General features: G+C 58.0%; 10 protein-coding genes. 3 read left to right on the forward strand and 7 right to left on the reverse strand.

Going from position 1 to position 21,396, the window contains the following annotated elements:
- Nucleotides 1-96 precede the first annotated feature (96 nt).
- The 5 genes from C1A35_RS34045 to C1A35_RS34060 all read right to left on the reverse strand — a co-directional run bounded on the left by C1A35_RS34045 (nt 97) and on the right by C1A35_RS34060 (nt 15,327).
- Nucleotides 97-420: a hypothetical protein gene (locus tag C1A35_RS34045; protein WP_158665240.1), complete on the reverse strand. Its 324-nt coding sequence runs from the start codon at nt 418-420 to the stop codon at nt 97-99.
- 235 nt (nt 421-655) lie between these two features.
- Nucleotides 656-1,681 (reverse strand): hypothetical protein, encoded by a 1,026-nt coding sequence (locus C1A35_RS34050; protein ID WP_104668650.1) that lies wholly within the window; start codon nt 1,679-1,681, stop codon nt 656-658.
- 19 nt (nt 1,682-1,700) lie between these two features.
- Nucleotides 1,701-13,745, reverse strand: coding sequence for an RHS repeat-associated core domain-containing protein (locus tag C1A35_RS34055; protein WP_158665241.1), 12,045 nt, complete (start codon nt 13,743-13,745; stop codon nt 1,701-1,703).
- A gap of 685 nt (nt 13,746-14,430) precedes the next feature.
- Nucleotides 14,431-14,571, reverse strand: a complete 141-nt coding sequence (locus C1A35_RS36205; protein WP_158665242.1) for a hypothetical protein — start codon at nt 14,569-14,571, stop codon at nt 14,431-14,433.
- A gap of 105 nt (nt 14,572-14,676) precedes the next feature.
- The gene (locus C1A35_RS34060; protein ID WP_104668652.1) at nt 14,677-15,327 is read right to left on the reverse strand and encodes a hypothetical protein; all 651 of its coding nucleotides are present in this window, start codon (nt 15,325-15,327) and stop codon (nt 14,677-14,679) included.
- Nucleotides 15,328-15,934: 607 nt separating this feature from the next.
- Here C1A35_RS34060 and C1A35_RS34065 point away from each other — a divergent pair.
- The 3 genes from C1A35_RS34065 to C1A35_RS34075 all read left to right on the forward strand — a co-directional run bounded on the left by C1A35_RS34065 (nt 15,935) and on the right by C1A35_RS34075 (nt 19,194).
- A complete protein-coding gene (locus C1A35_RS34065; protein ID WP_104668653.1) occupies nt 15,935-16,753 on the forward strand; it encodes a GIY-YIG nuclease family protein in 819 nt (272 codons plus the stop codon).
- 598 nt (nt 16,754-17,351) lie between these two features.
- Nucleotides 17,352-18,965, forward strand: coding sequence for a patatin-like phospholipase family protein (locus C1A35_RS34070; protein WP_104668654.1), 1,614 nt, complete (start codon nt 17,352-17,354; stop codon nt 18,963-18,965).
- Nucleotides 18,955-19,194, forward strand: a complete 240-nt coding sequence (locus C1A35_RS34075; RefSeq protein ID WP_104668655.1) for a hypothetical protein — start codon at nt 18,955-18,957, stop codon at nt 19,192-19,194. The genes C1A35_RS34070 and C1A35_RS34075 overlap by 11 nt, the downstream gene beginning before the upstream one ends.
- A gap of 9 nt (nt 19,195-19,203) precedes the next feature.
- Here C1A35_RS34075 and C1A35_RS34080 read toward each other — a convergent pair whose 3' ends face one another.
- On the reverse strand, nt 19,204-20,280 hold the full coding sequence (locus tag C1A35_RS34080) for a carbohydrate kinase family protein (RefSeq protein ID WP_104668656.1): 1,077 nt from the start codon (nt 20,278-20,280) through the stop codon (nt 19,204-19,206).
- A gap of 18 nt (nt 20,281-20,298) precedes the next feature.
- Complete coding sequence (locus C1A35_RS34085; protein ID WP_104668657.1) at nt 20,299-21,396, reverse strand: hypothetical protein; 1,098 nt, start codon at nt 21,394-21,396, stop codon at nt 20,299-20,301.

A 21,396-nucleotide genomic window follows, 5' to 3' on the forward strand; every position in this document is an offset into this window, starting at 1 on the left:
AATGACCGACGAGCTAAAGCGCGCGCCCTAACCCTGCGCCTCGACCACGGCAGAAAATGCATTCGCCGGACGCTCACCTTGTAGCCGAAGGCGTGGTTACGACTGGATCGCCCGTAATCTCGGCGTCTGCGAGAACACGATCGCACGCTTGCCGCGAAATTCGCGGCGAAGACGGGGCTTGAAGTCGACGTCTCTCAGGAGACCTGCTACGCCACCTACAGCGCCGAACCGCTCATGTTGGTGGACGCGGCTGCCAACCTCCCAGGGAAACAGGTCATGCCAAGCGAGCGTGCAATCGATGAAGGCGTCGAGCGTCACCGCGCTGGCCTTTCCCCGCGCTGGGACGTGATCGGTGAACCGAGTTCGCGAGCTTTTGCTCACCGCCGCCGGCTGCAATCGAAAACATTCCAGTCGATACATTATGCGACTTTAAACGCACAAAACGAGAACACTCGACACCCCTGAGTCGCCCTAGTCGAAGCGAATGGGCGATCGGAAAAATAGCTCACAACTTCGCTTTTCAGCATCGCCAGCCGTGCCATGTCTCGAACATCGACGTCCTTCAAGGTAAGCATCTCGAACATCCGCCCAGTCAACAATGGTGGGACTTGGTCCTCAGTAGTAGCCGCGACGTGTCTGAGCGCAACGGTCAGGGCTAGAGTTCACCGCGGGCGATCGCCAAAAGACGCTCATCACCCCGTATCAGATCGAGGATGGATCGATCCATGAGCGAAGCCGGATCTGGCCTCTCGTCAGGACGGACAGCCCCGGATTCTTCCATGAAGTTCAACAGGGCATCAAGTTGATCTGCAAGCCCCTGTTCATCAACGCCGGCCAACATCGCAATCTGCTCCTCCAGACCTGGAGGCTGCCTCGTCTCCAGCTCCTTGATTGCATCGGGCAAGCTAACCGTTGCTCCCTTGTCGTTGTACCAACGCACGAGCCGGCCAGCTTCCAGCCTGAAATCCTTCCTCGCTTTCTGCCATTGCCCGAGGTGGGAAGCGACGACTTCTGCAAGATCACGGCGATTGGCGTCCAGACGTTCTGGATCCTTCTCTTCGAGAAGGTCGGCCGGAGCAACTATCAAGGATGCGAGCCGTGGCATTCCGGAAGCACCGCAGTCGAACGGCATTGCCCGCGACGGGCGCGCCTGCGACAGCTGCGCAAACGGCGACCACAATACTGCCAGGTCGGCGCCGCCTTGTTGCATGTCCTTCAGTGCGATTGACTGGGAAAAGTTGTGAAGGGTCACATCCTTTTCCCGCAAGCCGTGGTTTTGCAGGCAGACATTGAGCAGGACGGCGGATGCGGATTGGCGGGTAACCGCAATCGGTCGTTTGCGAAGCTCACCTGCGGGGTCCTTCGATACGCTTTCGAAGGCACTGCGCCGCACCATGATCTGGATAGCCGAAGTGTCAAACTGAGAGATCGCAATCGCATAGACTGGTGCCTCGGTCTTCCCGCCGCGCAGACGCGCCCCATGAAGCATGGCTAGTGAGTTGACGGTCTGTATTTTCCAGGCCTTTCCCGGGATTGCGAGCACGGCCTGATTTCCAGCAGCATAGGTAGTCGTACCAAACAGGGGGAAAGGGGTCTCTTCTGCTTTTGCGACCATCAACGACAACAGGAGTACCGAAGCCGCGACGGGTACATTTCTAAACAATAGCCAGTGCACTCTCATGGAATCCGCTCCTATTGAACTACTTGTCGATCAGCTCGATCCCATATTTTTTGCTCACTGCTTCGCCAGTCCGCTTGAGCCATTTCTCTTGTTTGTCCTTTGGCCATTGCGCAAAATCCGGTTGGATTCTCGCAAACTTGTCAATGAACTCGTTCACGAGTCCCTTGTCAGCGTGCCCAGCGCGATGCTTCGCTTTATCGACGAAGCCGGCAAATTTCTCGATATCGATGTCGAAGTTCTCGCGAAGATAGTTAGTCATTCGCGCCACATATTTTTTGTCGCCTTTGGCAAGCGGTCCTCTGAACGCCGGAACGAAGTGATGCCACTCGACCTTCTTCGAAACCTTCGCCATGAAGACGGCCGTCTTCTCGAGCTTGGTGATTTTGTTGACTCCCAGCGTCGCAGTTGCAAAAAGAACGTCTTTCCCGATCTCTTTGAAGTCGAGCTCACTTCTCGAGCCCGCTGCAATCTCTACACTTTGCATGGCGGTACTTTCGGCTGCTTCCATCAGCATGGCTCGCCCCGCTGCAATCGCAACGGGAACTAGAACGGCCAGCTGGATGAATTGACCATCTGGATCTACGAAGGCGGTTGGGTTGCCCCATCCAAATGAATACGCGGCCAGATTTCTCGCCTGAAACACACCTTCATTCAGCTCGCCATCCAGATAGCTGTCGAGAACAGGGTCAGGGCTTAGCCACAGTGCAAGCCGCTGATCATAGAAGCGCGACCCGAAATAGCTGAGACCACTTTCAGGGTCATACTCCTTCCCGTTGAAACGCAGTTCAGGACGGTCGAGCCTTGACTTGGAGCCGGGATCCCGGGAGGCTTGGCTTAACGTCGCCTCCCTGCCAACAACCACTTCGCCAAACGGTGCATATTCCAGCTGCTTGTGAATGCGGGCAGTGCTTGGATCGTCACCACGCGCATAGACGACGTCCGAAATCGACTGGGTGGCGATTTGGGCGTGATAGCTGAACAGGCCCTCTCCTCCCAGCCATTTCGCACCCACTTTCCGGGCTCCGTTAACAATGTGGTACAACCCTTCGGGCAACTGGCCCGGCTGCCGCGTGACAGACAGTCGCTCGTTCAGATAGAGCGTGTCCGAGAAAGGACCCCTCACCTGACCGCCTGACGGTCTGATCTTGAGAGTTCGAGAACGCTTCAGCGTACGATTGCCGAGGAAATCGTAGCTCTGTGATACCTCGTTGAAATACGCCGTCCTCCGCCTTTCTTCGGTGTCCTGTCGTTCGGTTGGTGCGGTCTGAACAGTGACCTCGACCAGGGTGTCGTCAGGATCCCATCCGAACGAACGGTCAGGGGTTCGGCGGGTCGTCTCCGGCTCGCGTTCCAGGCAGCCTTCGCAGTTGACCTGGCGTAGTCGACCCCGGGAATCTTGATCGAAGACCTGCTCCTCGCGATAGGGACGCTGCGGCTTCCTTATCGTCGACAGGTCAGGTGCGTTTGGCCGGCCACCGGAATAGATGTGTTCTATCGTCGTTGTGGCGGCAGATCCCAGACCACCGCTAGCCCACCCGGTGCGCACGCTCCGTTTCAGACCTCTCAGAAGATGATTGTCCGAGAAACGGAATTCCTCCTCGATCTGGAATTGCGACGGCCGCATTGAGACAAGTTCGCGATCCCCGAAGGTCGTATAGGCGGGATTGCGTTCAAATGACCGCAGCGACTTCCGATTCGACTTGATACGGCCCACCTCATCATACGCGAAGCGATTTGAGGATCCTGTGATCAGCAGTCCCTGTATCGCGGCGTGTTGCATGCTGATCGGTCCGCACTGCCCGCCTTCACAGGGATCGGCGTAGGCCGGGCTGTTCTCATAGGCCGTGAGGAAGCCACCGGAATCATACTGATAGCTGACATTCTGAAAGAAAATCGGTGGTGCGGTTTTCGAGCAATCATCGCCGAAACCGAACTCGATGCAAGGCACACCCATCCGCGATGTGGACGAGGTGAGCCGGTTCGAGTTCCGGTCAAACTGGTTCCGGGTAATGACGCCGTGACCAAAGGCGGACCGCACGTTGTTGCCGCGCTCATCGAAGGCTGCATCGGCCAGGAAGCGGATTGGCGGTGACACATCCCTGCAGTCCGGGACTTCAGTTGCCCATTCACCCGGTTGATCGCTTTCGCGGCTGCAGGGAATGCCTACAAGTAGTTCTGCGGTCTGGCCATTCGGCGAATAGCGGTACCAAGAACTCTGTCTGACGTCGAGCTGTCGCGCCGGGGAAGGATCACTGCGGCCATCGGAACGCAGGCCGTTGACCTTTCCGGTCAGGGTCGTGCGGGCAATGATGCCCCATGCATCATAGAGATTGTCCTCACGCAGCGTTGCGACGGGGACTGCGTCTGAAGAATGGCCTCTCCGGCGTAAGGCGACGAAGCTCTTCTGTGTCGCTACCGGATAGCCGATCGCTGAATAATTCAGTATCTCTTCCTCGCCCGTTACATCCCTTACCAGCGTCTGACGGCCGGCGCGGTTATTTGCCGTGTCATTCGCGCTTCCGAACTCGAAAGCAATGTTTTTTCGCTGACCATCTACGGGTACAGGGCGCACGTACTCCCGCAAGGTCAAACGATCGAAGACGAAGCGCTGCCGCACCGTCCGGTCAACGAACCGGCTATTGGTGGGGGTAAGACACATATCTTCGCCAGCGAGTCGATCTGCATTTGACTGAGTTCTCGAGGCTTCGGATCGAAACGCGGACAAGGCCTCATCAAACCCAGAAGCCGCCGGGATCCGCGGCCCGGAGCGCGAGCAAATCAGATTCGAAGCCAGATCGTATGAAAGATACTCGAAGCCACGGTCTGGATCTGCAATGGCATTCCGGTGACCAAGGCCATCGTAGGCAATCTGTATTTTCTGGCCGCTGGTCAGGTTGGCAACGGTGCCTGAGACGCCTTCCTCGGGAGGCAGATCAACCGCCACGAGCCGGCTCATTGCATCATATGCGTAGCTGGATGTGAGTCTGGTCACACCGGTCGTCTGCCTTTCCGCCGGGTCTCGAAGGGGTGAGCTTATAAGTCCATCGGCGCCGGGATCGCCTTCACGGCAGCGCGTCACCTGTTGCCCGCCGCCCTGTTCGATCGCTGATACCCAGCCGTTCGCTGCAATGGAGGCGAAAGCGCCTGGATCATGCGATGAGCCGATGGCGTGTTTGCCATAGCCGTTTCGCGTGCCAGTGTGACTGAATTCCTGCACGGCTACGATGTTACCGCGCGCATCCCTGTCAGTCACGGATGGAATGCAGCGCGAGTCCCGGGCGATCGTTCGATGAACCAATGACACGCTGCCTGCCTGAGCCACGTCATAGCCGAAAGCATATCCATTCTGATCCGGCAGTCTAACTGCGAGCGGCCGATCGAACCCATCCAAGATCGTACTGGAGAAACTGGAGCTTGCTGGCGGAAGAGCAGCAAGAGTTGACTGCTCGAACGACGGAAGATCGGCAAGCGCTACCGGGAAATGACTGGCAACCGGCCGATCGAGGGCGTCGTACTTTGTAAGGCCGTCGACAGCGAATTTGCTGCGCGCCTCGCACTCTGCGCCCTCCGGCGTTTCGGCTGCCGGAACACAGATGTCGCTTTCGGTCAGCGATATGACATCGCGACCGAATTGATCGACAAAGATCTCGCTTAGGAGTTCGCGGCTTCCGACATGCACCATTGTGTCGCCTGTCGTCTTGTACAGGCGGGCGTCGACCGTCCTCTTCACACGGACCTTTGGAGCAGTCCAGGCAATATCCTGGGGAGCGGCGGCCACCTTGTATTCGTAGGTTGCCAGTGCCCGCCACGTTTCAGCTTCTGTCATTTCGGGTGAAGCGCACTTGCGTGCTGCTTCTCCGAGCGGAACGTTCCACGACGCCGACACTGATAGGACGCGGCCAACCGCGTCCAGGACACGATGTACTCCGTTCCGGTTGATGTCGCAGTCGGTGGTGGCCACGGCCCGCCGCCAGTCAATGTCGCCCGACCAGCTCTCATATGTGTCGTACCGCGATGTCGTGCCGCCGAGGCATCTGCCTGGTGTCTCGCCTGCGATGGCAGTTCTGCAATAGTCTGTCGTGGTCTTCACTTCAACGAGCGACATGAGATCGTCATACTGGAAGCCCCTTGCAATGAAATATCCGTCGGCAGCGACGGGCGATATGGAGCGAATGAGGTTTCCGCGGTCATCGCGCTCATAAAGGTGCTGCGCTACCCGCGCAGCCCGCGCAGCCTCCAGCTCGGCTGCAGTTGAGGGGACATGTTTGAGTTCACGGCAAGGATCGCCAGGAGCCGCGAGATTCTGAAACTGGCAGACGGTTACGAGGTCGCCCGTCCGGTCGTCGTAAGCAGCTGAAGTGCGCTTCAGCCGGTTGCCTGCGGCCCCGGAGGTGAGGATGACCTCGATAATGCGATCTCTGAGATCATAGGCCATTGTTCCTCCGCCAGTAGCGCCGTGGATGAACGACAGCTGCAGATTGTTGTCATACCTGGCGCGTGAGCAGAGGTCATCGGTTGCCCCTTGCAGCCCAAGCCTGCCGAGGTCGCAGACCTGCACAACCCGCGCCAGAGAATCGTACCTATACTGGAGGGCAGTCTTCAGCGTACTTGGTCCGCCCTCGCCAGTCGTCAGAACGGTCTGGATGAGGACTGGTGCAAGCCGCCTGGGCCGGCGGTCAGCTGTGGGAAGCGTCTGACAATCAGAGGATAGCCCCGCCTCCAGCTGCCGGGGAAAGTCGATCAGACCGCCTTCGCCGCGGGGAAGGACGGGCTGCATAACCCCGGAACTGTCGGCAAGAACGTAACAATAGTTCTGCCGCGACGTAGAGCGACCGACGTCTACCAGTGCATAGGTGTTCTGAGTGACCCGGGTCGGCGCACCGTGTCCGGCCACGGCCCTCGGCGTGGCTTCATCCGTAATCGACTCGCGAAGAACAAGTCCGGTCTCGAAGATGGAGCCGGTCGAAAAGCTCCGTTCGATGCGGCGAATCCCGGAAAGAGTTGCGGCGAACTCACTGCCTTGAATGCCAGTCAGACCGGCGGTCTCGCTGGTGCAGCCCTCCACCGTTGTTGATCGGGCAAACCCGAGGAATTGTCGCTCAAATCGATCGAACCGTCCGCCGCTATAGGCAAAGCATGTGCGACGGACCTGATCGCTTCTGGCATCGTCTAACACCACCCCGTCATCGGAAGTAATGCTGCTCACAACCAGACGGCTGTTCGGATCGTCAGGGCCGGGGGCCGTTCGCCCATAGGTGATGCTGTAGTTAGGCCGCCCCGCGCTGGAGGCATACGCGTCCGGGTTTGTGGGGAGATAGACGCCTGTGAGGCTGCCAAAATAGGAATATGGATTGCTGAAAACAGAAGCCCTATCATTGTCGAACAGCAGTCGCATGGCGCTGCCGATCTTCAAACCACCACCCACTAGAATGTCCGGCAGTCCGTCTGCGTTGGCATCGCGCAGCGAGACCGCCTGACGCGTCAGTGATGCCGAGGTGGAGGCACCAGGGTTGATCACCAGGAAGATGCAGCCCCAGGGGACAGGGATGCAGGGGCTGAGAGTGAAGTAGCCGCTTGCACTGACGTTATCACTTTCGCTTTGTCCAAGTGCATCAAGATCACGTTCCAGCGCAGCAATGGGTCCCGGGAGTGAATCGAAACCGTGACCGTTGTTGATCCCGGCGTCTACCCGTGATCCGGACACCCTCAGGACGTCGGTGAGCCCATCCCCGTTGAGATCAACGAGTGTGTTCTTCTGCCGTGACATGCCGGCTGATGCCGAAAACCCGCCTCCATACTCCTGGTCGCTGGTACCATAGCCGACCGAGGCGCTCAGCCCGAGAGAGGCGGATCGATCTTCAATGAAGCCACCCTGCCAGCTGGTTGCGGTCTGGCTGAAGCCGAGGCCAGTATTCAGTCTGACACTGCCATTGGCGTACCAGTCAGGAAGTCCATCGCCGTTCAGATCTACTAGATCACTGATGCGAGCATTTTTCCCATTGCCAAAGTCGAGTCCGAAACCCGTCCCCCAGCTCGGATCGCGGCTGGCAAGGACCTGCTTGCCTGCCATCCGGGCCGATGCGGATTCCACACCGCGGGTGAATGTCTTGGGCGACGTAAACGGAATGCTCAGCGAGTTTGTTCTGGCGTCGGACGTCCTCGTAAACGGGACGCCGGCCGCTACCTGTCCGGTGGGCCTCTCCTCGCCGTCTTTCAGGCAGGCGGTCGATGCCGACCATACGCCTTCGACCTGGCATGCCAAGCGGCCCGCAGGGTCGGAGATCCAAGCCTTGTCCCTCTGGATCTGATCAGGAAAGCCATCGCCATTGAGGTCGATCAGGTCGGCGTCCGCGTCTGCCCTTGAGGAAGTCCGCGACAGGCCTACCCAGGCTTCTGCTGCAGTCCCGCTGGTCTTGCTGCTGGAAACCTTGGGAAGCACCTTGACGATGAGCGGCTGAATATCGACCCGCCCATCATCGCTGAGCTCCTGCCGCTCCGCGGCGATCGCTGTCTCGAAGTACGTCCTGGAGGGTTCGACGAGGTTCTTCCTCCCGATGCGCGAGGAGCTCTGAAACGTTCCGGACAGCCAAGCGCCGCTGTCGGGGCCGACGGCGCACAGATGCGGCGTTGTCACTTCGAGCCCTGTCTTTTCGATGATAGCCGGCTGGAGTGAATAGACTTCCCGCGCGCTTGCTCGTTCGTTTGTCGTCGCCTCGCGAAGAATGGCGTTGTCTTGGCAATAGGTCCAGTTCTGAGCGGCCAGGAATTCGCGTGCACCAGGTTGAGTTTCGGCCACAATGTCCGTCGAGACGATGCTTGAAGCCCGACCGGCCGACTTGTAGTCCAGGACCACCGGCGATACCCGGCGCTGGGCCAGAAGGTCCCGTTTGCATTTTGCTGTAGCGGCATCGGATTGGCCGCAGCGCTGGATTTCCGCCCTTGCCGAGTCCTTGTCCTTTTTCGAGAACGGATCCTCGGGCTCGAGATAGCGGTCGCTTATGACGTTGAACCGCCTGACGACAGGAAGCTTGGCGGGCGCGTCATATATATCTGCCTTGTCGGCGCTGAGTGGCCTTGGATCTGCTGTTGATCCGTTGTCCGCGATCGCCGGCTCCTTGAAACCGGTTGTGAGTGTGAAGCGCCCCCACCCGCGATAGGAAGCAGCCGCAATCTCGGAGGGGCGGCGGACGAAGTTCTGGTCATAGAAGCTTGTGCCCGTTGCCGAACTTCCGTTCCACTGAGCGAGGCGGATCGCTGTATGGGCAAGCGGGCAAATTCCGTCGGCCGAGCACGCTCCCGCCTGGGTCAACGCCCGCTCCCGTTTCCAAGAGACCGTCTGTGGCGCATTCTTAGGACTTTCTGCCCCTTCGACGATCGAGGTTACCTCAACCTTCGTGCCCGGTTTTGCACAGAAGCGGTAGGCGACCATCGATGTCGCGATAAGCCGCCTCCCATCATCGCCCTCCTCTTCGGGAGTTACAGATGCGGGAATGTAGGCGTCGGTACGCGGAGGTTCGCCGTTTTCGGGGGGTCTCTGCCAGAATTGCTGGACCGTGATCCGCTGTGGCTCTCCGGCTGTCTGGAGGGCGTGATCTGCCGGCAGCTGTACCAGAAGGTCATCGGTTACTGGAATGGGCCAGACCGTTCTCGTCGTTGTCTCGTCGACGGGTTCTGTCCGGCTGAAGGTAACTGGCTGCAGATCAAGAAGCCTCCTGCTGAAGACGCCATCGACCATTTCTTCCGCCCAGAGGAACGTTCTGCGTTGAGCGAAACTTTGCCCGCTTCCAGCCATCTGACCCGGCCTGCGCAACTGTGATTCCGCCCGCGTCAGTATGCTCCGGGCGTCGAGCCTGACCCGATATTCCCTCAACTCCTTGTTGGACGAGCATTCGAGATCGCTTGAAGGGAGTTCGAGCTTCGCAAAATCGCTCGGCAGGCGTTCTGCACTATTTGAACTCGATTTCGCAAGAAACACCTCCGAGGGCTGCGATACGAACCGCGTCGTCATCCAGTGGACCTCTTCGGTTCTCGTGCAGCGGGAGGTGAAGTTTATTTCAGTCGGAGGACCCCAGTCGTTGGGATTATCTGAGGTGCTGTCGCCCGGGTTCTTGACCCGCTCGGGGGAGGAGCGTGGCACCGGGCAGTCGTCAAGCGGCAGGTCTGGCTCTCCCGGTTGTTCTTCAGAACCGCTGTAGTCATAGACAAGCCTCCGGTCGAAGACGAGGGCCAGCTTGTCGTCATTCCAGCGAAACTGAGAGAGATCCTCCGGCCACGCAATGCTTCTGGAGGGGGCGCCTTCAACAGGCTCAGCTCCTGGATCAACGAAGCTCACGAAGCTGCAGATGCTGTCGCCTCGGTGAACCTTGATGTTGCTGGCTCCAGTCGGACGAAGGTCCTGTTGCTCTGCTGCAGGAAACGATAGGACCCTGTGCCAGCCAATCCTGTCATCTCCGAGCGTCCCTTCGCTGAGCGACTGGCAGTCGAGCGGCCTTTGTGGGTCGGAAAGTTCCCGCGGAATCGTCGCGAGCCATATTTCTCCGGGAAGCCGGCTTTCAGGTTTGGACAGGGTTCCACGCACCTGGAAACGTCCGTCGAACGGTGCGGCCATGAAGCCTGATCCATTCGTAAATTCATCTGCTTCCTCGCTCATCCTGTAGCGGGCAAGGCTTCTGCCCCAGGGATCGCACAAAGACCACTGGCTCTCTGGTGCCGAAGCTTCAGCGCCCGCTCCGTCCACATAGGGCAGGCTCATGCACTTCGATGATGCGTTGGAGAGCGACGCCAGCAATGCTGCTTCAGATGGTGTTTGGCCTGTGCCACCAAGTCCGAATACGAGCGAAGGCGAGGCCGGAAATCCGTCACCTCTGAGACTGCGGAACAGCCGTAGGTAGTCAATCCTTGGTTCGAACTCGATCACATCGTCCTGCGCATTGTCGATGACATGGGTGCGGAAGTAGACGACATCGCCTGCCCGTACCGACAGAAGCAGACCATCATCCGGCCCGGCTCCGCTGGGAAGATCTACCGGCAGTGGCCCGGCAGCGGTATTGAGGTCGCTGACGCAGGACTCCAGAGGAATGGTATTACCCACCGCACCTTCCGGAGCCGGAGTGATCAGCTTGCGCTGCTCGCCCTGTCTTCCGAACTGGTGAGCGAAGCAGCGTCGGACAACACCCTCGCCGCTCCAGTTGCGACTTCCATTCAGCTCAATCGTGAACAGCAGCCCATCACGTCTGTCTTCACGCAGAATGCGATCGAGTTCAGGATCCGGATCATGGGGTACGCCGCGAAGGTCCGAAGGTTCTGCCGGCGGCGCAAAGATTATGTCCCCGCGGATGATAATGTCACCGGTAAAAGGTGCTCTCCAATAGCGCACGGCATCAACCCGGGGGTCGTCCTCGTCGGCTGGCGCGGAAGCGGTTGTTTCCGCAACAGACTTGGAAAGCTCGGTAAGCGCCGAGATCCTGGCCTTGTCGGAAAGTCCTCCATAATCCCTGTCGTCGATATACGGTGTATCCTGGGATGTGCTAAAACTGATCTCTCTGCCGCGCGAATTGTTGAAGAACACTACCCCCTTCGAAACAACGTCGATACGACCATCGCCATTCACATCACTCAGGTAAATGTCCTGAACCGTGCTGGCGTTCGAATGATATCCTGCGAAAAAAGTCCCCAAAAAATGAGCCTCGTAGGCGGTCCCGGACGATGCGTGGAACGGTTCCCTTGAGAAGGTCACAAACCCCGGAGGGGCCGTGACACCAACATCGGCGTCCTCAAATCCGATCTGACCGGACGGGTCAATTTTTCCAAGAACAGCCCTGTATCCTCCGCCTGTCGCATAGATCAGATCGTTAAGCCCGTCAGAATTGACATCCACCAGCAGCGTCGCTTCCCTGTATCCTGTTCGCTTCGAGTAATCGGATTTGACGCCAAAGGAATTCGTCTTGCCTCGATTAAAAAAATTGATGCCAAGATATGCACTCGCCGCGCTGGACGAGACAAAGTTCGAGCCGAGAAGATTCGTGGAGAGCGGCCCCTTCGCTTGACCTGCCGACCCGCCAAGAAGGGCACCCCTGACGTCGGATATCAGGCCGAATGGCGCGGCCTGCTGAAGCGGCGCCGCGTTTGCCAGCCTGATCTCTCCACTCTTCCTCCACGGCCGGTCTGTCGTCAGGTCGTACGCGAACCGTGTCTGAAATTGATGCGCCCACTGCCCCCCGGCTCCATCGGGCCACTCGCAGGTTTTTGCGGTGGTCCTTCTGGCCTGGAACAACCTCGGGTCACCCCCAGTCTTTCTTGTGATCCGTTCCAGGAAAAGGCGACCATGGCCAGCTTCACTGTCGCTGACCCCGAACTCCCGGCGATAGCTGAACGAATATCGTGTGACGGAAGGTTCACAGCTCCAGCGCAGCGCGCGGCCGAGATGAGGCCTGTCTGCACCGTCCGACGTCAGTTGACGGGCACGCAGATCGATCGAATCCAGCTGTCGACGTGACAAGAGGAGACCTCCGGACCTCGCGCTTGTGCGGGTGTAAACGTCATCGGGAGCCCTCCAGCGAAAGAGCATTTCATAGAGTGCCCATTCGCGTCGGCATCCGGAACTGCCGGGGAGTTCCCGGCATTTGAGGATTGTCTCCTCGGTTGCAAGCGTTGACGTGTAGAGAACGCGCTGGAGATATTTTTCACTTTGTACCGCGGTCAGTCCATTCCAGTCCGCAGCTGGGTCGCTTGCCCACTCGTAGTCGATGACATTGCCATTGTTGTCGACCTCACGAGCGAGATTCCACTCGATCTGCGACCTTTCGTTGAGAATATTCGACGATCTGTTCGCGCCGACGACGGTGGCGTAACCCATCTCAGCTGGTTGCCCGGAAGGGGCCGCCTCGCCACGGTTTTTCAGCGTGTCCGGTACACGTCCTGGAGCATTCCCGAAATACATCACGCGTGGATGACCGTTTTTCGGCTTTTCGCTCCAGACTTCCCACCAGTAGTTGGTCGGTTCGTCGCCATGCCGGATCACACGCGTAAGTTCATCATCCCTCCGCAAAACAAATCGTGCCTGCCCCTTCTTGCGCGGGCGAAGGTTCGTCGTCCGCATCGGCATGGGGATGAGCTGCAGAGGATCAGCGGGGCTTCCGGTATAGGCTGTCCCGGTCTCGGGGATCAGCTGCTCACCATTTAGCAGATAGGTCTCGGTCTCGTAGTCCTTGGCAAAGACTGGCGTTCCCCATCGCGTTTCAACGGAAATGACGGGGACCTGAAGCTTCCAGCCTTCTCCAAGGGGACCGTATCCTCCCCCGCTGCTGTATCGGATCGAGATGTTCGGCGCGAAGTTTTCACGGGAGCCGGGAAATTCGAGCTCGTAAGGCAGAACAAGCTCACCCTGTGCGGTGGCTTCGGGCGGGCCGACCATGTTGAGCATTCTGACAGGATTTTCTTTATGCAAGGCTGCAAGCAGCTGTGGATCTGTCTGCCTGACTGGAGCCGAGGCCTGATCCACCAGCTTGATTGCGCCGGCCATGTAAATCCCAGCTTGGCGCTGCAATGTGGCCGTCGTCCGCGTATTCGTCCGATCTAGGTGCGAGCTGAGTGGCCGCATTGCATCGAGGGAGGCGATCTCTTCACCGGCTTCCAGGACACTGATGTTGTCGCTGTCGATCACGTCACCGAGGCCATCAAGGTCATAGTAAATGCTGATAGCGACCGGACTCGTGGTCAGAACGGAGTATGCGTCGCAGTCGCGGGTGACATTCATGAAGCGCGACGGACGCGTACTTTCTTTCAGCTGGATGCACCGGATCAAGGCAACCTGCTTCCTGTCTCCTTCCAATGAGACAGGATCAACTGACGCGACTTCGACGCCATGAAAGCCCCCACGAGGCTGGTTGCGTGTGAGCTCGACGGTCAACACATCGTTCGTTTCAGGCAGATAGTTCAGCCCCAGCCGGTCGCTTGCGAAGGCGTAGTCTGAGAAATAGGGCTCCTGACCGGTCAGGACGAAGGCGGAGAGCGCTGTGAGAGACAGGATTCTTCCGACAAGGGAGTGCGAAAATCTGAAAATCATTTGCAACACGCTCCGAAGACCATGAATTTTCATGACGAGGAGAGGTGTTGAAGATTTCGCTCACGCCCGATGACAAGCGCGACCAATAGACAAACGTCTACATTCGAGAAGATACTAAGGGCCTCCCTCTCCGCACATTAAAGTTGTCCTTCTTGTTTAAGTTGTCAAGTAGCATTTACTAATGCAAAAGATGCAGAAACCGGAGGCTGGAAAGTGTCCGGGCGATTGAAACCGCCGGAAAGTACTGATCATCTAACGGCGATGTTGTGCCATCACCGCTTCATCGCAGCCCCGCGTTGACTACCGAACTGCGGAGATGATCCGAAAGTGCACGTCGTAGTCGTACAGTTCGGTAGGCCTCCTCCGGGAGCAGAACCTGAGACTCCATCATTCGAGTCTGGCGCAGTTGAAAGGAATCGAACCAACGACCCCTACCGCCCGGTAGCTGTAGTGGCATTGATTTTCTAGTTCGGGCAACAAGTTGCGATCCGCCAAGACCGATCTGGGGCCGTCAGCGGGCTGTCAGCTTTTAGTCGCCGCATCATGTAAGCAGACCCCGCTGATTGTCATGTGCCAGGCTTGACAGCAAAAGGGTAGCTTTCGGTAATGACTGTTATAAAAGATGCCTCTCGGTCGCGAGCTCTTCGAAGAGCTTTGCCAACTGTGAGTAGCGCCGCATAGGGCGTCAGACTAGAAGAATTGCTAACAGAATAGCGCCGACGACGATCACTATCGCAAATCGTCCGCTTGCTAAAACTTCGACCTGATTGATCCGGAAGTGAAGCTGTTCGACGGGCTTGGCAGGTGTTGGACGTTTTTCGTTCATCGGTGTCTCCATTAGGAGGAAACTACAGGTGGACGATGGTGTTGCGCACGTCATTTGCGGTGCAACAGTGGCTTTAAGCTTCCGTTCTCATCAAACCACGACGCATTATCGCTGGGACTCCCGCTCAAACTCGCCTTCCGCGAACCAGCGAGAGACGCTACTCGCCTCTAATCCGAGGAGACGGGCAAGCTGGCGAATGCCGGTTTTTTCACCGCGAGCGAGCATCTGCCCGGCAATAAAGAGCGCATTTTGCTTCCGCTCACGTAACTCGCTGTTCCGATAGTATTTCCCCTGAATCCCTCCCAAGCGATTTTGGATTAGAACGATCAGATCGCGTGGAATCTCCAATTGTTCAGTCCAACTCATGCCATCGAGAGCGACCATGATTATCCAGTCAACAAGAGCGAGCGGCACCGCCATTCCTCGTCCAACTAAGTGAGTCTCACCCTTGGCCGCGAGTTCTTTGGCGGCGATAAGCTTTTCCATGCATTGTAAAGCAACCTTGCTGATCGCCTCATGGTCCGCATCGAGAATCGCAGCAATGTCGGAGGGGTCAAACCCGTGCTTTTGCAGTTCTGGTTCAATCCGGAATGAGGTATCGAGCCCTCGTGAAGCGGAGATTTCGATTTCTGCATCCGGATGGGCTCGACGCAGGGCAAGGTACGTCTCCATCGTGGGATTCTGCTTATATGCGAGTGTTGGCTCGTTGAAACCGCCGCCCTCCTTCGCCCCCCACTGTCGATATTCGTCTTCCATCCTCCCCCCTATGGCCAGGCGTAATTTGTTGCGTCTTCGAACTGCCCCTATCGACGGGCTCCAGCGCGGCTACGTAAATGCCAGACGACCACAATGAAACTCTCTCGTAAAGCAGATCTAGTGCATGTTCTTTAGATGTCAGCTTTGAAGTATCGCGCAGGGGCGAAGTAACGAACGGAATAGCGCGCCTGTATGGCATAGCCGGATGACGACGAATGGCCTCTTTGAGGAGACTGCGAATGAGCGTTGAACGACGGTAGTGGGATCGAAGCAGGTCCTTCATCAACGCGTGAGGGCACGTCTTGTATTGGCGCAAACGCGACGAGACCTCACCGCGAACGATGGCCGCTTTCAGGCCCGCAAACGACGGCCTCTATGACCGAAATGGGGCGCGTTGGTGCCGCCCGGGAGTTGGGCGGGAAAGAGGAAAGAGGGCTTTGAACCGTCCGACTCATGGTTGCTGGCAACGTGCGCCATCACTTGCGCAATACCGAGATGCAGTTACGATGCATCGCCGCCCTGACCTCGCGTGTCCGGCTTGGCAAACCGCCCGGCGGAAATGAAACTGCTACAGTAACGTCAGGACCCGCATTGCGGATAGACTTAGATGCTGAACAATCACAAGCAGTTCGTGGCGTGGAGACGGCAGGTCTTTGTACGCAATCCGCACCAAGATCTGAACATCCTTTACGCGGGTCTTACCTCAAGAAGTGGCATCTACTTGATCGGCTGCGCTGATGAGATCGTCTATGTCGGTCAATCATGGAACCTAACGGAACGGCCTTTTGATAGCTTGGGCCGCTACTACCACCGTGTTCCTGACGTTTCACTGCCGTGGTCTCTTGCTCTGGCCCCCTGCCCACCGGACGAGATGCACGAAAGAGAAAGCGCGGCCATTCGTGCCTTCGCCCCGAAGTTCAACACGTCGATCCCCAGCATCCCTGCCAGCGAAGGGCGAATGCCCGAAATCGTTGGCCACGCTGCAGTCTTTCAAGATCAGATCGGTACGGGAGGCGCTTTCGAAGAGGAAAATCTCCACCGGCAGATGGAGCGCGCAGCTGCAAACCCATCTCCACCATGGCGTCAGGGGAAACAGCGAAAGAAGACCGGCAAACGTGAGCCAAAGCCTGAACTGCCGCCCTTTGACCCACCTGCCCAGCTTACGGGCGAGGAGCTTCGAGAGGCTTGGCGGCGCTACGGCGTGACGTACGATGGTCCCTTGATGTATCCGATCAATCTCTGCGATGACGGGTCGGTAGTGACCCGTGATGGAGAGTTCATCGGCACATGGGCAATGGACCAATACGACGCGCCTTCGTTTGCACCCGATGGCGAGACGCTCCCCTTGCTTGAAGCACCACTGGTCGGACTTCTGTGCATGACCATTCGCGACTGGTATGAAGAAAAGACCGGCGAGAAGTTGTAGAGGGCCGAATACGGTTCAGGTTCAATGGTTCGGGCCAAGCGGTGTGGTGGCTGGGGTAGCTCTCGGTGGCGTTATTTGCGTTAGTAATTCGCTCTTACATGACTGAGAGATGCGTATACTGTCGGTGTTTAGGCCCGCAGCAGCAGGGATCCACGCGCCGCCCTCTCAGCGTGCCGCAGCCTTCGCCTTGAACGGAATCGACCCGTCGACCCGCGTCCATTTTGATAAGCTCCAGAAATTAACGGAGATTTCCGTCAAAAGTCTCTCTTGAAAAATGCGGGCTATCTGATGGCCGTTGTCTTCTTCATGACGTGACCTGCGCCCGCGTAGCAGCCATGGCTAAGGTCCTTCCAGGTATTCGGCTTCACAATGCCCCGAGCCTGGGAAAATCATCGACGGAACGTTGCCCGCCACCTACCTGCCTTCAACGACCTTGACCACCACGCCCAAACTTTTGATCCGGTCGCCTTTGCAAGACCAGATTAATACGGACGCCGCCATCGGGACATTGATGACGAGCTGGTGTAGTAGCAGATCTGTCGGTTAGCACTATGGCCGCCGACGTGGATTGCCTCGTCGCGTTGGGTAGGATTTTCGGTTGGAAAAGCAGCGGGTATATTGCGTTTTTGAAGGTGCAGGCGCGCGAGGCCTTGGCCATGTAGGCGCCTATCGTTCATTATCCAAGCACAATGTCGAGATTTCGGGACTAGCGGGCACGTCTGCCGGCGCAATTCTTGCGGCGCTTGCCTGTGCCGGCTACGACGCCGAGGAGATTTTTTCCGATAAGACAGGTGCGAATATTCTCGATCGACTTGACCTCGATCCTGACAATCTGGATGCAGGCCAGATCAAGCAGCCGGCGAAAACACCAGCCAAGCTCTTTGGCGATAATGCGTGGCTCAGGCTGAGACTGACCCGGTTTCTGCTCGCTCGAATTTGGATGCTGAAGGTGGTTGGCTTCATCGTTGTTGCGACCGCTGTCATCGGTCTCTGGCTGTTTCCGCAACCGGCACTGGCTCTTCTCCTCGCCACACTCGTTATAGCGACGGGAGTAGCGATTTTTTTTATGAGAGGCGTCGTGTCTCTCGACAACGTCAAGACCGGCCTCGACCAATTGCTGTCGGTCAAACATCATGGCTCGCGCCGCGGCAGACCTGTGACGTTCAAGGACCTCGCCGAGGCGGGCCGTCTACCCTTGAAGATCGTGGCCGCAAACATCACCAGACAGGAGCTGACGGTATTCTCCGCTGAAACTACCCCAGACGTGGCCGTCTCGGACGCGGTTTGCGCATCTATCGCCATCCCAGGAGTCTTCAGGCCGCGACGGATCGGCGGAAACTGGTTTATGGACGGAGGGCTCGTTTCCAATCTTCCCGCGTGGACATTCGACGACGAACGTTCCACCGATCGCGACGCCCTCACGGCGGCCATCGAGATCAGTGTCGGTGGCGTCGAAAGGTCGCCCCAATTAGGATGGACGATCGGATCCGCCGTTAGAACAATGATCTTCGGCTCGGGAATTCTCAACAAACGTGGTGTCGATCGCCTGACTTCGGAGCGTCTGGTCGTCGATCTGGGCCTCCTAGATTTCGACATCGGTCGAACGCGCGCCGCCGAGATTGTTCAAAAGACTGAGACTTTCTGCGATGGAAGTCTCATTGCCCGCATGATCGAATTGCCGCGAAGCATCAACGATATGTGCGAAGCGGTCTCTTCGAAGTGCCACGAATTTATCGAGGCCGCATTTGCCGCAGCCGCGTCCCCCGGTCGGCAATTTACAACACGCATCGCCATCGCAATCCCGATCGGACCACGGAATCGCACTGTCCGGCTGGAATTCAGTTCCGGATATGCCGACCTGTCCGACGAAAGGATTTGTCTACCTCTCGACCGCTCCTTGATCGGAGACGCCTGGAGGCAGAATGAGACCCTTTACGTTTCGAAGAGTGATGCCGAGGTCTGGAACCGAAGTCTTTCGGCTCCGCAAGATCGTTGGTTGCGAAAACTGATCTGGCGGGATCTTAGCTGGGTTCTCTGCGTTCCTATGGAGATCGATGCTCAGACTAAAGTCGTTGTGACGCTCGACAGCGACATCGAGCTCGACTTCGACCAGGATGTGCAGCAGGAGTTGCTGGATACGCTGGAAGCTCTTATATTGAAGGAGTTCCAGTTTCTGAGAACGGTGGAAAGGGAATTGCTCAATGGCCGTTAAAATGCTTTCGCGAACAGCAAAAACCGGTGCCAGAAGCGGCTCCAGTGCTGCCGTCCGTACGGCCGTCAAGACCAAGTATTCGGAATATCTGGCGTCAGAGCCGACGGATCATGCACGCAAAGCGTCGGAACTTGCCAGGAAGATTCGAGAATTCGAAGCGAGCGTCGAATCCGACCCGCGGCCTGTCGTGCGTAGCCGCAATGCCAAGACAGGCTTATTCCTGAAATAACGAAGGGTGTTAGGCCGCAGACCGGGCAGCACGAGGCAGCTTATCCGGCTGGTCCGGGCATGCTGGACAAGCAACCGACGCGCCAACCTTGATTGTCCGGTCGATCGCCACCAGCGTCGGACGTCCCTCGCGAATGGAGCGTATCTGCCGATCGAAATCCGGTCGCGAGACGAGATACATCCCTCCCCTTGCGCCCTCGAAACCGCAGTTCCATGCGGCAAGGGCCTGGCCAAATCGCAGCGCTTCGTTCAGCCCGGCTTCGCCAATGCTCATCAATCCGTTCAGCCCGCTGCCAGCGGCTTTCATCAGGAAGCCACCGGTGCACCAGTCCCCTGACCCGCAACTATCTACGAGGTTTGCGACTGGAAAGGCGGGCACAACTATCCATGACGACACCTTGCCGTCGAGCCGGTGGCGGTATCGAAGGCCATCGGCTCCTACCGTCTGAATTTCGACACGCGTCGCTGTTCCCTCAGACATGGCCTGTCCCGCATCGGCGAGGCGCTGATCCGAATATTTGACCACATGCGCCAAACCAAGCGCTTCCGCGAAAAGCTTGTCGTCCGTTTTTCCGGACGGCTCGAAGACGACGACTGCGCCCGCCGAGGCTGCGCTCTCGGCAAGTGTCAGGGCGGCGCGCGATAAACGGTCGAGGAAAAAAACGGACGAACTTTGTAGGTGTGGAACGATGGTTTCAACCGAAGCCTGGGTGACCGGCCGGTAGCTGGGCAGGCGCTGGCCACAATGCGGGCAGGTCCAGAGAAAGCGATGCGTCGGGGTGCCATCCCGTCCGCGCCGGATCTGCTGGATGATAATCGGCGTATGGCCGGTCGGCGCGCAGTTGGCAAAATCGAGATGCACGTTCCACGATGAAAGATCGGTACGTACGCGTTCGGACGCAGGATCACCGTTCATCCTGGCAATCGGATAGGCGTCCCAGCCTAGATAAGACATGATGGCCATGACGTTGCCGCAGGTGCCGCCCGCCCAGGATTGTACCGGGGTGTTCGGATCGAGGCCCATTACAAGGTCAAGGGCGACCAGCCCGGTGCCGAAAATCTTGGGTCTGTCGATGACGATCGACATAACGCGCTCGTCCTTTCGTCATGTGTGTAGCAGCGGCCTCGGCTGAGGATAGACCTCTCCCTCCAGCCAAATATGAACCAGATGCGGTGAATCTGGGGCGTCCGAGACTGATGCATCTAAATCATATCCTAGAGCCTCAAGGTAAGCGACTGGTAAATTCCGCTCGAGTGCAGCCATCAGTGCCCCAAGTGCCATCACCTTGCTACCAAGCGGCGAGAGCACGAGGCGAGAGCCGCCAACCTCGGAAAAGACCGGTTTTCTGAGATCGTCGAGGCGCAAGATCGTCCGGTAGAGATCGAGAGGGTCTCGCTCATCGGCGTAGACGATGTCGCGAGTATCGACCGACCAGGCGCTATCGAGTTCGACCATGAATTCTTCCGCCAAGCGGTCGCCAATCCGCGGGTCCATAGATGGGAATGGCAGGATCGGGCAGGTGTCGTGCGGCGAGACGAAATCATAGAGGCGGTCCAGAGCGGCGCGCTTCCCCGTCGCCAGCTGCGGCAGCCAGAGCTTGGCCGCCGCGGCGAACTTGTTGAGCGTAAGGCCGCCGACAAAGCCATGAACATAGCCCGGGGAATCACTGGCGATCGTCTTGATCGCGCCGTCCAGAGCGGGATTGTGCGCGACGAGCAAATGGAGGTTCGGTGGCCCCTTGCCCCGCTGGCTGTACTCGACGAGGAGTCGGATGATCGGAAAACTGGTTCCGACCGACAGGGCGCTGACATCGACGACGACATCCGTGACGCCGTCAAAATTTTGCCCCGCAAGGGCTCGCGCCACGTTTCGACCGCCAATCACGGCGAGATCGCTGCCGAAGATATCGACAGGAACGAGCGCGTGGTTTGGCACGATCGTCTGCAGATCGGCGATATTCTTCGCAGCCCGCGATACGAGTTCGGGCGAGGGATCCGGTCGATTTTCCTGGAGGAACAGTCCGCGTAGCGGCGCCCCGGCTACGGCCAGCTTTCGCGATATCACGCAGGCACGGGGATCGAAGCCTGCCCCGGCGATCACGATGACATTGCGATTGGTATCGGCAAAATAATCGTCAATGAATCCGGATACAGCGTCGCCTCTGTGAGAAATACAAGGGTCCCATCGCCAGTCGCGCGCCAT

The sequence above is a fragment of the Ensifer adhaerens genome (assembly GCF_002940685.1).
Classification (GTDB): domain Bacteria; phylum Pseudomonadota; class Alphaproteobacteria; order Rhizobiales; family Rhizobiaceae; genus Ensifer; species Ensifer adhaerens_E.